Raw genomic sequence first — 12,731 nt, 5'->3', positions numbered from 1 at the left:
GCTTGAGCCGGATATTCGGCATAGGAACGTTTCGACCGGCAGGGAATCCTACAGGCGCAATCCATCCAGTGTTCCCTGTGGATCAAGCGATGGAAAAAGCGCTCGCATACGCCATCTCGGTGGCCCTCGTCGGCTTCGGTGTCTTGATCTTTTTCGCCGGCCTGTCCTCCAGTTCGCCTGCCTTATGGACAATCGTTGCGCTGGTCCCGATCACCATCGGGCTCGTGAGCGCCTTTGGCCCCATGTGACTGGACGTGGAAATCAGGCCTCAGATCAGTCATTGCTCGCTGGGCGGCCGCGCCAAGTGCTTTTTTGGGCGATCGGGTTTTGCCGATGATGATTTGGGCTTAGCAGTCCGGCGAGTTGCTGCGGCCGGTTTGCGGTCGACGCTATGCCCCTGTTGCATGTGCTCGGCTGCGATGACGCGGGATCGCAAATTTTCTAACTCGGAAAGCCCGGAAACAAGCTCGTCGACACGCTGCTTCAGAACAGCGGTGCGATCACAAGCGCCCATTAAACGCCCCCACGACACCCAAGGACCCGGCCGGACAGCCGGGAAAACTATGCAATCAAGAAATGCGGTGGCGAGGCGATGGTTCCCGTTGAAAGTGCTGCGCCGTGGTGACGGCCCCGGCCGTGGGGGCTTTTGGGTGGGTCGAGGCCGGGGCCGCTGGAGGTGCTTGGACCTTTGGGGAAGGCCAAAGCCCACCGAAGACTAGGAAAAAGCGGCAACCACGTCTGTTCGCTTTCGTACATTGCCTGTACCGTTCCATTACGGAGAGCGGAGTCATTGCAAATGAAGGACTATCTGGCCCAGCTCGAGAAACTCCGGAAAGATGCGGCCGAATGCGCCCTGATCCGCGATCTGGCAACCGAACCCGCCAAGCGCGAACTGTTCGACCGGCTTGCGAGCCACCTCACGGTCCTGGCTGACCAAGTTGAAACGGCGATGCTCGAGTGGTCATGGACTTGATGCCGGCGGCGATCAGTCGCCAGCGCACGAGCATAGGCCCGTTCGCTTACTGGGTCGCGCGGATATGGCCCCAAGTGATCCGCTTGACGTCCTTCAGCTTTCCGGAGCTGAAACTGTAGCGGGCATGCTCAGCGGCGCTCCTCCAACCGAAACGGGCCCCACAGGTTTCGATTCCCGAGCGATCCGTTTGCGCATCGCTGCGGACAGTCCATAGCGAGCATGCGCTCTTCGAATGGAGGACGTGACGTCCGACATCAATGCACTTTGCAGCGTGTCGACCTTGGCGATCAGCGTCGACAGCTGCGAAGATATCTTCCTAACGTCGACCCGTTCGTCCGTAATGCTCTGTCGCAGGGAAAGCAGCACCAATGAATCCTGCTGCAGCAGAGCTGCATTCTGCTGCGCTGAATCATTGTTCTCCTTCAGCAAGGCAGTCTGTCGCTGTTGGGCCGACTGAATGTCCTTCAAGGCAGCGACGACCGGATCCGGTTTTGGCGCGGAAGCCTTTTGGCGCGGAAGCAGTTCAGCCAAGCTGCCGACATTCAACGACGGAAAACCAGACGGCAACGTATAGATCGCCGCCGAGCCATTGATGGCCAAGGCACACACCGACAGGGCCAGGACCGATTTCCGGCTGGACCGCTTGATCGGCACTGGAGCTTCCGCGGCTGCGGGTTCGTGTGCTGCTGCGGCGGCTGCAAGTGCTGCAGGGTCGAGCTCTTCGGCGAAGCCTTCCGTTTCGAAAGTCGTGGTCACGTGCATTGACCCCAATGAGCGAGCAAAAGGAAGCCGCCCCCTGGAGCGTCCTCACGACGACTCCTTTACGCAGCACCCATACACAACTGTCTAAAATTGTGGGCTTTTTGGATTAATTCCACGTTAGCGGCCTGGCCGGCTGACGGGCTCTGCGACTCCGGCCAATTACGGGGGTTAAGCCCCTCACCCCAGCAGCAGATTTCTCCACAACGGATTTTCCGAAGAATGGCAGAATGCCACTGTTTTGCCCGACGCGTCAACCGGATTTCGCGACGAATGCAGAAGGCATTGTGCCAGCAGCACTTAGCTACTGTGCATGGGGTTGTTTTTACGTTTTTGGCTAGTCGCTCAATCGAGAGGATGGGCTCGGGTACCAACTCCTTCACCAATCAATGCGCAGTGGCCGATCGGTTAGGCGGCGGATTCCAAACTCCGCTCAGACAGGTTCAACTGTTATGCGCAGCCAATTTGGTCCCACGGTAAAATGGGAACGGGGCGCGATGATCCATTGCGCCCATCCTGTCTCTTCGCCCCTTCGCTCGCAGACTACAAACCTGGCCCTGTCGGGCTGGGAACGCGTCTGGGCGACACAGTTGTTCGTCGCTCGACCTGCGCGTTGGCGTCCAGCACCTTGTCGCCAGCTCGTGCGGCTCGCGGCCGGCTGATCTGGTCCGAAATGCTCGTGCCCCTCCCTGGCTGACCTTCTGAACCACCTTGAGCCTGTGTTGCCGACCTGTTTCGGGAGGACGCCAGGCCAGTGGTCATTTGATCCTCATTGCTCGTGCCGCTCCCAATCGCGCCGATCGGCAGACCGTTTTGGGCATGACCAACCCCGGCATTTCTCGCGGCCTGGGCTGCCGAGCGCGACTTCGCAGGCGTGGCGGGCTGAATGTTCGGATTTGTCGGTTGGCTGTTGGTGCCCGGATTTCCGCCGGTGGCGGTGTCTTTCGTCCCCATCCCTGGGGGCGCTGAGGCAGCCGCAATGCCTGCACTCGTCCCCATTCCAGAAGGTGCCGACCCGCCAGCGCTGGCGCTACCCGCCCCCGTCCCCATGCCCGCTCCGGCGGACCCTGCATTTCCGCCGCCTGCTTGTGCCAGGACCAACAGAGATGAGCTTACGACAATCGCGACAATGACCGGAGGGATGGCATGGGACATCGGACAATCTCCATCGCCAAGCCAATTAACTATAATTGTGGCACAGGGTTCCCGCTCCGAATTCGCAGTTGAAGAAGCGGTCGCTGAGATAGTTCTAGCTCTGCCAACCGAAGCAGGCCAAAGCCGTGCCGTCCGGCCCGACTGGACCACGAAATCAAATACGACAACGACGCGGACGCGTGATCCGCGCTGGAGATGACGTCAAGCTGCTGACGAAAGCGCAAGCGCCCCCTCACCCCTCATCAAGCAAGTCAAACAACTCCTCCACCCGCTCGAACGGCGCATCCCGCATCGGGCTGTGATAGACGACGCGATCGCCGTCGCGTTGCAGTGACTTGCCCCGCGACTTCCGCAAGCGCCCCGGCAGGAACGTCGCGGCGACCGCTCCGGGGCCGACGTCGAGGCGGATGATGCCCCTACGCTTGCATTCGATCCTGAGCCAGGCTGCGGCGAAGAAGTCGCGCGCCACTTTCGGCAGCGGGCCGAAGCGGCGGGAGGTTTCCTCCTCGAGGTCGTCGAGGTCGTCTTGGTCATTGCATCGTGCGGCGCGTGCATAGAGTTCGAGGCGCACGGGCTCGGACTGCACGTAGGTGTCGGGAAGCATGTCCCCGACCGGCAGATTGAGGTCGGGCACCCATACCGCGGCGCGGCCCTCATCGACCTTCTCCGAGGCCATTTTCAGGAGGTGGCTGTAGAGCACGGGCCCGAACACCTGGACGTGGCCGGATTGCTGGTCCGAGAACAGGTCTCCCGCGCCTCTGAGATCGAGATCACGCTCGCTGATGGCAAAGCCGGCACCGGGCCGGCTGAACTCCTCGAGCACCGCCAGCCGCTTCTCGGACTGCCCGGACTCCGTCTCGGTCAGCAGATGGGCGAAGGCGCGGATACCGCCACGGCCGACTCGGCCGCGGAGCTGGTGCAGCTGGGCAAGGCCGAACTTTTCGGGCCAGCACACCACGATGGTGTTTGCGCGGGGAATGTCGAGGCCGCTCTCCACGATGTTGGTCGCGAGCAGGACGTCGGCCCTGCCCTCGACGAAGCTCATCATGCGGTCGTCGATTTCGTCGGCCGCCAGTCTGCCGTGCAGACAAACGATGCGCAGGTCGGGAGCCACCGCCTGCACCCGCGCCAGCATGGGATCGAGATCCTGGATGCGCGGACAGATCAGAAAACTCTGGCCGTGACGCCGCTGCTCGCGCAGCAGCGCGGAGGCGATGGCGGCATCCGAGAGCGGTGCGATCCGGGTTGCGACCGGAAGCCGGTGCACCGGCGGCGAAGCGATCACGCTGAGGTCGCGGAAGCCGGCAAGGCCGGCGGCGAGCGTCCGCGGGATCGGCGTCGCGCTCATCATCAGCACGTGAACGTTCTTGGCGAGCCCGGAGAGCTTTGCCTTTTCGGCCGCGCCAAAATGCTGCTCCTCGTCGATGATGACGAGGCCGATATCATCGAACTTGACGTCCTTGCCGGTGAGCGCCTGCGTGCCGATCACGACCTTGATCCGGCCGCTGCGCAATCCCTCCTTGGTCTCGCGCAGCTCCGCGCCTGATGTCGCCCGCGACAGGTTGCCGACCTCGATGCCGAACGGAGCAAAGCGCTTCTGGAACGTTGCGACATGCTGCCGTGCCAAGACCGTCGTCGGCACCGCGACCGCCACCTGCTTGCCGGACAGCACCACGGCGGCGGCCGCCCGCAGCGCCACCTCGGTCTTGCCAAAGCCGACGTCGCCGCAAATCACCCGGTCCATGGGGTGACCGGAGGCAAGATCATCCAGCACGTCGGCGATCGCCTTGGCCTGGTCGCTCGTCGTGAAATAAGGGAAGCGCGCCACGAACTTCTCGTAGGCCGATCCCGGCGGAACCAGCTTTTCGGCGCGCCGCCGCCGGCGCTGGCTGATGTGCTTGGCCAGAACCTTGCCCGCGATCTGGATTTCGCGTTCGGCTGAGGTGCGGCGTGCCCACCATGTGCTGCCGTCCGCCTTGTCGAGCGCGAGCTTGCCGAGCTCGGCTGAGTAAGGCCACATCAAAGCGAGATCGGGCGGCGGCACCAGCACCGCGTTGTCGCCTGCGAACTTCAGGCGGATCATCTCCCGCAGCGCGCCGCCGCCGGTGTTCACGGTCTGCAAGCCGTCGAGAACGCCAAGGCCGCGCTGGAGATGGACGACCACCGTGCCCTGCTCGGGCACATCGGCATGATCGAAAGCCGCACTCCAGGCGCGCGCCATCGGCTGGGGATGATGCGCCCGGCTGCCGAGCACGTCGGACGCCGTCACGATGGCAAGAGGCTTTTTCCCCGGCAGGACGAAGCCCGCATCGAGATCGGCCAGCAGCGCCGTCTCGCCGTTCCGCCCGCTCGTCACCTCGTCCCAGTCTTCGCAGCGCTGCGCCCTGACGCCGCTCATCCGCTCCATCACGCGCAGATCATCCTCCTGCGCTGCGACGAGGATCAGGCGCGAACCCGCCCGCCGCGTCTCCTCGACGAAGGCCCGGAGCGCCTTCCTTGCGGATGTCAGCTTCGAAAATTCCGGCGTGGTCTGGAGCGGCGCCGTCCGCGGCAACGCCTTCATGCCCTTGGCGAGCCGTTTCCAGTCAGCCCGCCCGAGATATTCGCGCTCCCGCTCGGCACGGGGCGCGGCTTCCTCGATCGTGCTCAGCCACGCGTCGGCGTGCAACGGCACGCCTGCATCGGCGATCCATTTGGCGCGCCCGCAATAATCGAACAGGCTCGCGCGCTTGCCGCGTTTGCCGGCAAAGGCAAGCCGCTCCGACATGGGATCGACCAGAAGCTCGCTGGTCTCGAAGATGATGTCGTGCTCTTTCGGATCGAACGCCACGATCCGTCTTATCGCGCGATCCGAATGCTCGATCCGGAACGGCCCCAGCGCGCCTGCGGGAAATATCTCGAAGGTCTGGCCATGAAACAGCGCCCCGCCCGGATAGTCCGGCTCGTCGTCGAGATCATATCCGAGAGCTTCGAGGCGCGCCTCAAGGTCCCGCTCGGAGAACGCGCCGCCCACCTTCAAGCTCACGCTCAGGCGCGACAGGCTCGCAGGCGGCGGCAGGCGCTCCATCACGGCTTCCGCCGTCGAAACGAGAAAGAGCGGCTTCTTGGATCTTGCGAGGCGTCGCAGGACCGAGGCTCGGCGCCCCGCGAGTTCGTGGGATGGCTCCAACTGATCGAACGGCAAGGTGTTCAAACGCGGAAACACCAGAACCTCGCAGGAAGGGTCGAGCGCGTGAATGACACTGCCCAGCCGCTCGGCCCTGTTCTCGCTCTCGGCAAGAAAAACGAGACCGCTGCGTCCGGACTGCTTCCATTGTGCAAGCAGATGGAGGGCCATCATCCCGAGGGGCGACGAAGACGAGATCGTTGCGCGCTGCGACCCCTTGCTCTTCTTGGGCGACTTCTTGGTCGCCCGCGCGTTTTTGGAAAGCCTCACTTGAATCCGTCTCTGGTCGTAAACCGCCGGCAACTGAACGCGAGCCGCTCTCATCCTGATTCGGCTGCTCGGCGCCATGCATATGGGATTTGCCCGGCGAACGCACGCTCGTGGGCAACGTCCGGGACGTCATCCGCGATCCCGGCAGCTTGGCCGTTGATCGTCCAGCAGATCGGAACTGGCTCCGTTCCGACGCGTGAAATGCGGTCCATGCTCTCGACGCGAAAGTCAATACAATCGAGACGCTCTACTCACCGGCAGGCACGAAAAAGCCCCAGCGCTTGGAGCCACGCTGGGGCGTTCGTTCAAAATGAAGCGGTTAAGCAATGACGTCTTCATAGCAGCGATCTTGCCGAGCGTTTGTGAACTGGTTCACACGATTTGCGCCAAAACGACCTCAGTGCGAAGGCGCTGAGGTCGCCAACCTTTGTGGGGAAGGTTTTCTCGCGGCCCGGGGGCTTTTGGGGTTGGGGATGGGCCGTGAGCCTAGAATCTACGCGCGCCGAGCGAAGTCGTTCCAAGAAAGTGGGCCAGATGTCTGCCGGCGCGGTCGACGCACTGATGATCCGACCTGCCGGAACTGGGTACCGGATCCTTCCGGTTTGAGCGCCCACGCGCCGCGCGCTAGGATTTCCCTTTTACGGAGGCTCATTTGAAACCATTCATTTTCATCGCGGCCATCGCACTGCTTGCAACGGCTCCCGCACGCTCACAGGCGCTGGTCGACCCAAGCAAGGTTGCCCCCGAATATCGGGAGGCGGCCGAGAAGCGCCGGGCCGAGCAGCTGCGGCAGCGCGAATGCGCGATGAAGGCGGATCTCGAGAAGGTGCTGCCCAGGGATCGCACCGCCTATCTCAACCACCGTCTGGACACCATGGCCGCCAAGCAATAGCGGCTGCGCGCATTCTGCGAACAGCGGCCCACTTACCCGCATTGGCTGTCACCAAGCCTGTCCGACAAGCCGGGAAGGCATTCAGGCTTTCTTCAGACATTTGGGATCACCTGAACACCCCACTTCAACAGTCATTGTCGATCGCGCATGAGTTTCGTCCAGATTCAGTGCACGCGCTGCAAGGGCGTGTTTCGCGATCGCGCCGGCCGGTTGCAGGACGGCTATTCCAGGCAATGTCCGAGCTGCGAAGTGGTGCTGTTCTTCGCAGAGGATTCCCAACACCGGGGCGAGAGGATTAGCTCACCGCCGCGGCTTTCGCGGAAACAGGCGGTCGCGGATGTAGCGCGAGGTCGGCGTCAGGCGGATGCCGCGGGGCTTCTGCCAGGCGGCGCGGTCGATCTCCTTCTTGTCGCCGATCGCTAGCCTGCCCTTGGCGCCCTTGGCGATGAAGATCGCATCGCTCATCTTGCGGCCGGAGCGCTTGTTTCTCGCCTTCACTTCCTTCCAAAGACTGATCCGGCCGAGCTTCAGCTCGGGCAGCTCTTCCTTGATCTCCCGCCGCAGGCAGTCCTTCGCGGACTCACGCGCACGCTTGCGGCCGCCTGGGAACATCCAAAGGCCGTCCGACCGGCGTCTGACCAACAACACCTTGCCGCGCCTTGCGGCAACCAGCTTGGAAGACTTCGCCATTACTGCCGTAGATCGAAACCAGAATCGTCCAGATCGTCTCTTGTCTAGTCGAACAGACAAGTTCAGGACGCATTTTGATCACAGACCGCGGAGCCGTGCGCTCCTGGTGCGACATGGCGGACCGAGCGCGCCGTCGCGGCGCGAGATCAGCCCTCGCTCACCTTCGGACGGTCCTCCGTCCTGATCCAGGCCATCATCATCTCCCAGGCCACCGACAGGATGATCGGCCCGATGAAAAGGCCGACGATGCCATGGGCGAGCGTGCCGCCGATCACGCCGACGAAGATCACGATGGTCGGCGTGGTCAGGCCGCGCCCCATGACGAGCGGCTTCAGCATGGTGTCGATGAAGCCGACCAGGACGAGAAACACGGTGAGCAACAGCGCCGTGGTGACGTCCTTGGCGGTCCAGATCCAGATGATCACTGGCAGCAGCACGAGGAAGGCGCCGATCTGCACGATCGAGAGCAGCAGCACGATGAAGGCGAGAAGGCCGGCGCTCGGCACGGCCGCGAGCTTGAAGCCGAAGCCAGCGAGCAGCGCCTGCACCACCGCGACGCCGATCACGCCCTGCGCCACGGCGCGGATGGTCGCGCCCGCAAGCTCCAGGAAATGCTCGCTCTGCTCGGGCACGATCCGGAACAGGAAGCTGCGGCCGGCCGCAACCAGCCGCGGCCCGTGCGGAAACAGGAAGCCGGCGACGAACACCGAAAGCAGGAACTGGACCGTTCCGAGACCGGCATCGCCCGCGAGCGACAGCAGCGGTCCCGCCAGCGGCTGAAGATACGGCGCCACCTCGCGCAGCACCGCGCGGATATTGGTGTAGGCCTGGTCCCAGAGATCATAGAGCCAGGGGCCGACCACTGGCCACGATTTGAGCTGCTCCGGTGCCGACTGCAGCGCGAGGTCGCCGGTGCTAAGCTGGTGCGCCAACTCCCGCACACCGTCGACGGCGCTGAGGCCGAGCCAGGTCGCAGGACCGATGACGATGCCAAGCGTGATCAGGGTCAGGATCGCTGCCGCGGTCTTCGGCCGGCCGCCGAGGATCTTGGCGACCCAGCTGAAGGCCGGATAGAAGGCGACCGCGAGCACGCCGCTCCAGGCCAGGATCGGCACGAATGGGCGGATGATCAGGAAGGTCCAGATGATCAGCAGGCCGAGCAGGCCGAGCCGGATCACGAGCTGGATGATATCCTCACCCGTCAGGAGCTGACGGAGACTTTTCACGGCTACAGCTTTCCTTGCGACATGAACGCAACTTCCGGCGCTTGCGAGGCCTAGCCGTTATTGCCAGCAACAAGCCGGGCGTCAAGGCGACCGGTTCCCGCACGATCCGCTGACTAGGAACGCATCGGACCAATCGGCATTTTGAGGACGATGACGGCCGGACCCAGAGAGCCTGATGCACATGCGGGGAGTCACCGCGGCGTCCACTATTCGCTGAAGCCGAATGCCGCGCCGGGCTACTGGCGCTATGCCTATGCGATCGGCGACAGGGTCCGCTCCGGGCGGGTGCAAGGCAAGCTCCCGCTGCTCGCCATCAGGCGCGTGCAGATGCGCATTGACCGCGACTTGCGGCCTAGCTTGGCTAACGCCCGTTAAGGGGATTTCTCTGGGCCAGTTTACGCCGCTGCAAAGGCCCGTGGCTACCGTGGGTTGAGGTCCCCAAAAAACATTCTGTGCAATGGCCAACAGCATCTGGACGATCGAAGAATTCACCTGTGCGGGTTGCAGCATGAGCTACACCGCGACAAGGGAAGAACATGCCGAAGAGCATTCCGGCAGCTTCAAGTGCAGCATCTGTAGCAGCGTGGTGCATAGCTGGTCGGGCAAGCATCACTTCTTCGGCTGGGAAGCAGTGAAGACCAAGCCGCCCGTGTTCGGACGGCGCTGGGCGGGGGTTGGATGGTAGGGCCGAGGCATCGGTCGCGCTCGATTGCCCTGCAAAGCCAGCTAGTTCACCGACCGCATTGTGAGCCGCGATCAGCCGCCACCGAAATTGGAGGGATCGAGATTCCTGTTCTCCGACGGCGGGATCGGCCGATAGCCGGGAAACCTGTACCAGCCGGGCGACACGACCGCGCGCGTGTCGGGGCGGACCACGACATGGTGCCGCGGATGCGCGTCACGCCTCGGCGCTGCGGCAGCCGAGGTGCACGCTGACATCAGAACAAGCAAAGCCAAGACAGAGCGCATCGCACGGGCTCCTGACGTCCCCGCCCATCATGTGGTCAGCAGAACCTGCTCGCACCATTCATCTGCGCGTCACAACCGGTCACATCGGCGAGATCGCCGGAAAATCTGCCCAATTGCGCCGTAGGCGTTTGGACTCCGTTCACCGATCGCCGCTAGATCAGGGCGGATCATCCGCGCCGAACATCAGCCATGGCCGACCTCAACGCCGTCCTCACCAGGCTCAACGACCGTCTGCTCCGTCTCGAGGGCGAGCTGTTCGTGCTGCGCTCGCTGGCACGCGCGACGCTGACGGCAGGCGATGATCACGCGGCGCGCATGCGCAAGCTGGTCGAGGCTGCGAAAGTCGCGCTCGACGACGAGGCCAAGCGTCCGCTCGACAAGCCGACGCGCAAATATGTCGATGCGGCAACCGCACTGGTGGAAGAGCTCCTGGTCGAGCCGACCCCGGCGCGGCCGCTGTTCACGGTCATTGACGGTGGCCGGCGCGACTGAACGGTTCAGACAGGAGACGATGGACCGAGACCCGCGCTTTCGGCCTTCAGCCGGCCGAGGCCTGCCTCGATGATCGCGATCTCCTCGTCGATCTGGCCGATTGGCAGGCTGAAATCATAGCCCGACCTGCTCTTCAGATCGACGGCGAGCCGCTGCCGGTGCATCATCAGCTCGTCGAGGCCACGCCGGTTCTTCAGTCGGACATAGGTGTCGACGATCTGCTCAATCGCGCTGGGCATGAAATTGGTCCCGGCCAAAAGGCCCGCGCGGCGCACCCACGCCGGCGGGACATTCTCAGGTCGCGCTACGCAATACAAATCCGCGACGGATTCGTCGATACGCCAGGCTGGTTGAGAACGTATTACCATCAGATGATGTCGTGATGCGCTGTGCATTGTTGATAACCCGCGCAAACGCAGCGCGGGTGGTGACAGGACGTCCGGACGTGATATCGGGGGATGACGCAGCTGCGAGACAGATCGGACATCAATGCGCATTACCCTCGTCGGCTCCCGCCATTTCGGCGTGACCACCCTGAACATGCTCCGGGAGCACAGCGTCTCGATCGTGCGGGTCGTAGTGGCCGATGCCGAGGATCGCCTCGCCGCGGCCGCCAGGGCGGCCGGCATCGAGGTGGTGGTCCAGGCCAATCCGAAGCTGGTGGTGGCCTCCGAGATTGGCCCCGATACGGATCTGATCATCACGGCGCACAGCCACGCCCGGATCGGCAAGGACGCGCTCGCCGCCGCCAAGTATGGCGGGATCGGCTATCACCCTTCGCTATTGCCGCGCCACCGCGGCAAGGCGGCAGTGGAATGGACCATCAAGCAAGGCGATCCGGTCGCCGGCGGCACGATCTACCACCTCGCCGACCGCATGGACGCGGGCGCCATCGCCGCCCAGGACTGGTGCTTCGTCAAAAAGGGCGAGACGGCGCGGGAGCTCTGGGAGCGCGCGCTGGCGCCTCTCGGCCTCAAGCTGCTGGCCGACGTGATCGACTACATCAAGGTTCACAAGGCGCTGCCGGCCAAAGTTCAGGACGAGCAGTTCGCGACCTCGGCGCCGAGTCTCTACTGACGTTTACCCTTAACGTGAGCCCGCGTTGATTCTGCTTCGAAAATCGGAGCCAAGAACCCAAATAAACCATTGTTCCCACAGGAACAATTTTCGATTTGGCATTGCAACAAATTTCCGTCACATTTCGTCCGAATAAACGTCAGCATATCAGACAAGTTCAAGGACGGAATTCATGCGTTTTGGTCGCATTGCGGTGTTCTGTGCCGCCTCAGTTTTCGCCGGCACCCTCGCCGCTCCCGCCTTCGCCCAGGGTCCCTATGACGGCAATTGGCAGGTCACGATCGTGACCAAAAGCGGCTCCTGCGAACCGACCGCAAGCTCCATGCTGACGGTTGCCGACGGCAAGATCACCGCGCCCGGCGCTAACGTTTCCGGCACCATCGGCCGTGAGGGACTTGTGAAAGTTTCGATCAATGGTGCATATGCCAACGGTCAACTCAACGGCAACGCCGGATCGGGGAAGTGGAATGGAGCATCTGCAGGCATACCATGCAGCGGGCGGTGGGAAGCATCGCGCCAATAAACCAACTGAGGCTCGCGCTAGAGGCCGGCGGCTGCTGATCGCGGCCGCCGTTTTGTTTGCGGCGGGTATCGCCCACACCGAAAGCAAGGCGCAGGCCGGCCCGTTTGCCCCGATGGCAGGCAGTTGGAGCGGCGGCGGTACTGTCATCCTCGATGATGGCTCGACCGAGCGGATCCGCTGCCGGGCCAAATACGCGCCGATCGGTCCGACCATGGAAATGTCGCTGACCTGCGCCAGCGACGCCTACAAGTTCAACCTCGGGGCCAGCGTCAAGGCAGAGGGCAGCGCCATCACCGGCAACTGGTCCGAGGCCAGCCGCAATATCAGCGGCTCGCTCCAGGGCCGCGGCGGCGGCGGAAACTTCGAGGTGGTCGCCTCCGCCGCCGGCTTCAACGCCAATATCGCGTTGAGGACGAGCGGCAACAAGCAGACCGTCACGCTGCGCGCCGACAGCCAATTCCGCGGCGCCAATATCTCGATGACGCGCTGAGCCAGATCACATTCAAGACCATCGACCCGGCGACCTCGCCGGGTCTTTT

The 12,731-nt window shown here is 63.3% G+C and carries 15 protein-coding genes; 9 read left to right on the top strand and 6 right to left on the bottom strand.

All coding sequences use genetic code 11. From position 1 onward, the window contains the following. Positions 1-89: 89 nt before the first annotated feature. Both ACR9YP_RS24720 and ACR9YP_RS24715 read left to right on the top strand, forming a co-directional pair. Positions 90-248, top strand: a complete 159-nt coding sequence (locus ACR9YP_RS24720) for a hypothetical protein (RefSeq protein WP_164934919.1) — start codon at positions 90-92, stop codon at positions 246-248. A gap of 548 nt (positions 249-796) precedes the next feature. Then, entirely contained in the window at positions 797-973 is a 177-nt protein-coding gene (locus ACR9YP_RS24715; RefSeq protein ID WP_438108263.1) for a hypothetical protein, read from the top strand. A 93-nt stretch (positions 974-1,066) separates the two neighbouring features. Here the strand turns inward: ACR9YP_RS24715 and ACR9YP_RS24710 are convergent, their stop codons facing one another. Both ACR9YP_RS24710 and ACR9YP_RS24705 read right to left on the bottom strand, forming a co-directional pair. Next, positions 1,067-1,735 carry a hypothetical protein gene (locus tag ACR9YP_RS24710; protein WP_474217372.1) on the bottom strand — a complete coding sequence of 223 codons (669 nt, stop codon included), beginning with the start codon at positions 1,733-1,735 and terminating at the stop codon, positions 1,067-1,069. A 1,384-nt stretch (positions 1,736-3,119) separates the two neighbouring features. Then, positions 3,120-6,227 (bottom strand): DEAD/DEAH box helicase, encoded by a 3,108-nt coding sequence (locus ACR9YP_RS24705; protein WP_474221111.1) that lies wholly within the window; start codon positions 6,225-6,227, stop codon positions 3,120-3,122. Between the two features lie 748 nt (positions 6,228-6,975). On the opposite strand from ACR9YP_RS24705, the gene ACR9YP_RS24700 reads away from it, so the two are divergent. Beyond that, the gene (locus ACR9YP_RS24700; protein WP_474217371.1) at positions 6,976-7,215 is read left to right on the top strand and encodes a hypothetical protein; all 240 of its coding nucleotides are present in this window, start codon (positions 6,976-6,978) and stop codon (positions 7,213-7,215) included. 300 nt (positions 7,216-7,515) lie between these two features. Here ACR9YP_RS24700 and ACR9YP_RS24695 read toward each other — a convergent pair whose 3' ends face one another. Further along, positions 7,516-7,905 carry an NUDIX hydrolase gene (locus ACR9YP_RS24695; protein WP_091897831.1) on the bottom strand — a complete coding sequence of 130 codons (390 nt, stop codon included), beginning with the start codon at positions 7,903-7,905 and terminating at the stop codon, positions 7,516-7,518. A 146-nt stretch (positions 7,906-8,051) separates the two neighbouring features. After that, on the bottom strand, positions 8,052-9,131 hold the full coding sequence (locus ACR9YP_RS24690; protein WP_128941147.1) for an AI-2E family transporter: 1,080 nt from the start codon (positions 9,129-9,131) through the stop codon (positions 8,052-8,054). Positions 9,132-9,281: 150 nt separating this feature from the next. On the opposite strand from ACR9YP_RS24690, the gene ACR9YP_RS24685 reads away from it, so the two are divergent. Both ACR9YP_RS24685 and ACR9YP_RS24680 read left to right on the top strand, forming a co-directional pair. Further along, positions 9,282-9,506 (top strand): hypothetical protein, encoded by a 225-nt coding sequence (locus ACR9YP_RS24685; protein WP_474217370.1) that lies wholly within the window; start codon positions 9,282-9,284, stop codon positions 9,504-9,506. An 82-nt stretch (positions 9,507-9,588) separates the two neighbouring features. Then, on the top strand, positions 9,589-9,816 hold the full coding sequence (locus tag ACR9YP_RS24680) for a hypothetical protein (protein WP_438108255.1): 228 nt from the start codon (positions 9,589-9,591) through the stop codon (positions 9,814-9,816). A gap of 71 nt (positions 9,817-9,887) precedes the next feature. On the opposite strand, the gene ACR9YP_RS24675 is transcribed toward ACR9YP_RS24680, so the two are convergent. Continuing rightward, positions 9,888-10,100 carry a hypothetical protein gene (locus tag ACR9YP_RS24675; RefSeq protein WP_438108253.1) on the bottom strand — a complete coding sequence of 71 codons (213 nt, stop codon included), beginning with the start codon at positions 10,098-10,100 and terminating at the stop codon, positions 9,888-9,890. A gap of 189 nt (positions 10,101-10,289) precedes the next feature. On the opposite strand from ACR9YP_RS24675, the gene ACR9YP_RS24670 reads away from it, so the two are divergent. Next, positions 10,290-10,592, top strand: a complete 303-nt coding sequence (locus ACR9YP_RS24670; protein WP_027575377.1) for a hypothetical protein — start codon at positions 10,290-10,292, stop codon at positions 10,590-10,592. 5 nt (positions 10,593-10,597) lie between these two features. Here the strand turns inward: ACR9YP_RS24670 and ACR9YP_RS24665 are convergent, their stop codons facing one another. Beyond that, positions 10,598-10,831 (bottom strand): hypothetical protein, encoded by a 234-nt coding sequence (locus ACR9YP_RS24665; protein ID WP_438108251.1) that lies wholly within the window; start codon positions 10,829-10,831, stop codon positions 10,598-10,600. A gap of 250 nt (positions 10,832-11,081) precedes the next feature. Between ACR9YP_RS24665 and ACR9YP_RS24660 the strand changes: the two genes are divergently transcribed. The 3 genes from ACR9YP_RS24660 (at position 11,082) to ACR9YP_RS24650 (ending at position 12,682) form a co-directional block, all read left to right on the top strand. Next, positions 11,082-11,669: a formyltransferase family protein gene (locus ACR9YP_RS24660; RefSeq protein WP_438108249.1), complete on the top strand. Its 588-nt coding sequence runs from the start codon at positions 11,082-11,084 to the stop codon at positions 11,667-11,669. Positions 11,670-11,841: 172 nt separating this feature from the next. Next, entirely contained in the window at positions 11,842-12,192 is a 351-nt protein-coding gene (locus ACR9YP_RS24655) for a hypothetical protein (RefSeq protein WP_091897812.1), read from the top strand. Further along, positions 12,137-12,682: a hypothetical protein gene (locus tag ACR9YP_RS24650; RefSeq protein WP_165405230.1), complete on the top strand. Its 546-nt coding sequence runs from the start codon at positions 12,137-12,139 to the stop codon at positions 12,680-12,682. Before ACR9YP_RS24655 ends, ACR9YP_RS24650 begins: the two co-directional genes overlap by 56 nt. The last annotated feature ends 49 nt before the right edge of the window (positions 12,683-12,731 follow it).

Source organism: Bradyrhizobium sp. BR14999 (genome assembly GCF_056106085.1).
This window is presented reverse-complemented; position numbering and strand designations above follow the sequence as displayed.

Bases quoted from the DNA above. Each gene is read 5' to 3' on its own strand.
- ACR9YP_RS24720 (WP_164934919.1), top strand. From the start codon at position 90: ATGGAAAAAGCGCTCGCATACGCCATCTCGGTGGCCCTCGTCGGCTTC.
- ACR9YP_RS24665 (WP_438108251.1), bottom strand. From the start codon at position 10,831: ATGCCCAGCGCGATTGAGCAGATCGTCGACACCTATGTCCGACTGAAG.
- ACR9YP_RS24675 (WP_438108253.1), bottom strand. From the start codon at position 10,100: ATGCGCTCTGTCTTGGCTTTGCTTGTTCTGATGTCAGCGTGCACCTCG.
- ACR9YP_RS24685 (WP_474217370.1), top strand. From the start codon at position 9,282: ATGACGGCCGGACCCAGAGAGCCTGATGCACATGCGGGGAGTCACCGC.
- ACR9YP_RS24655 (WP_091897812.1), top strand. From the start codon at position 11,842: ATGCGTTTTGGTCGCATTGCGGTGTTCTGTGCCGCCTCAGTTTTCGCC.
- ACR9YP_RS24710 (WP_474217372.1), bottom strand. From the start codon at position 1,735: ATGCACGTGACCACGACTTTCGAAACGGAAGGCTTCGCCGAAGAGCTC.
- ACR9YP_RS24715 (WP_438108263.1), top strand. From the start codon at position 797: ATGAAGGACTATCTGGCCCAGCTCGAGAAACTCCGGAAAGATGCGGCC.
- ACR9YP_RS24660 (WP_438108249.1), top strand. From the start codon at position 11,082: ATGCGCATTACCCTCGTCGGCTCCCGCCATTTCGGCGTGACCACCCTG.
- ACR9YP_RS24705 (WP_474221111.1), bottom strand. From the start codon at position 6,227: ATGATGGCCCTCCATCTGCTTGCACAATGGAAGCAGTCCGGACGCAGC.
- ACR9YP_RS24695 (WP_091897831.1), bottom strand. From the start codon at position 7,905: ATGGCGAAGTCTTCCAAGCTGGTTGCCGCAAGGCGCGGCAAGGTGTTG.
- ACR9YP_RS24680 (WP_438108255.1), top strand. From the start codon at position 9,589: ATGGCCAACAGCATCTGGACGATCGAAGAATTCACCTGTGCGGGTTGC.
- ACR9YP_RS24650 (WP_165405230.1), top strand. From the start codon at position 12,137: ATGGAGCATCTGCAGGCATACCATGCAGCGGGCGGTGGGAAGCATCGC.
- ACR9YP_RS24670 (WP_027575377.1), top strand. From the start codon at position 10,290: ATGGCCGACCTCAACGCCGTCCTCACCAGGCTCAACGACCGTCTGCTC.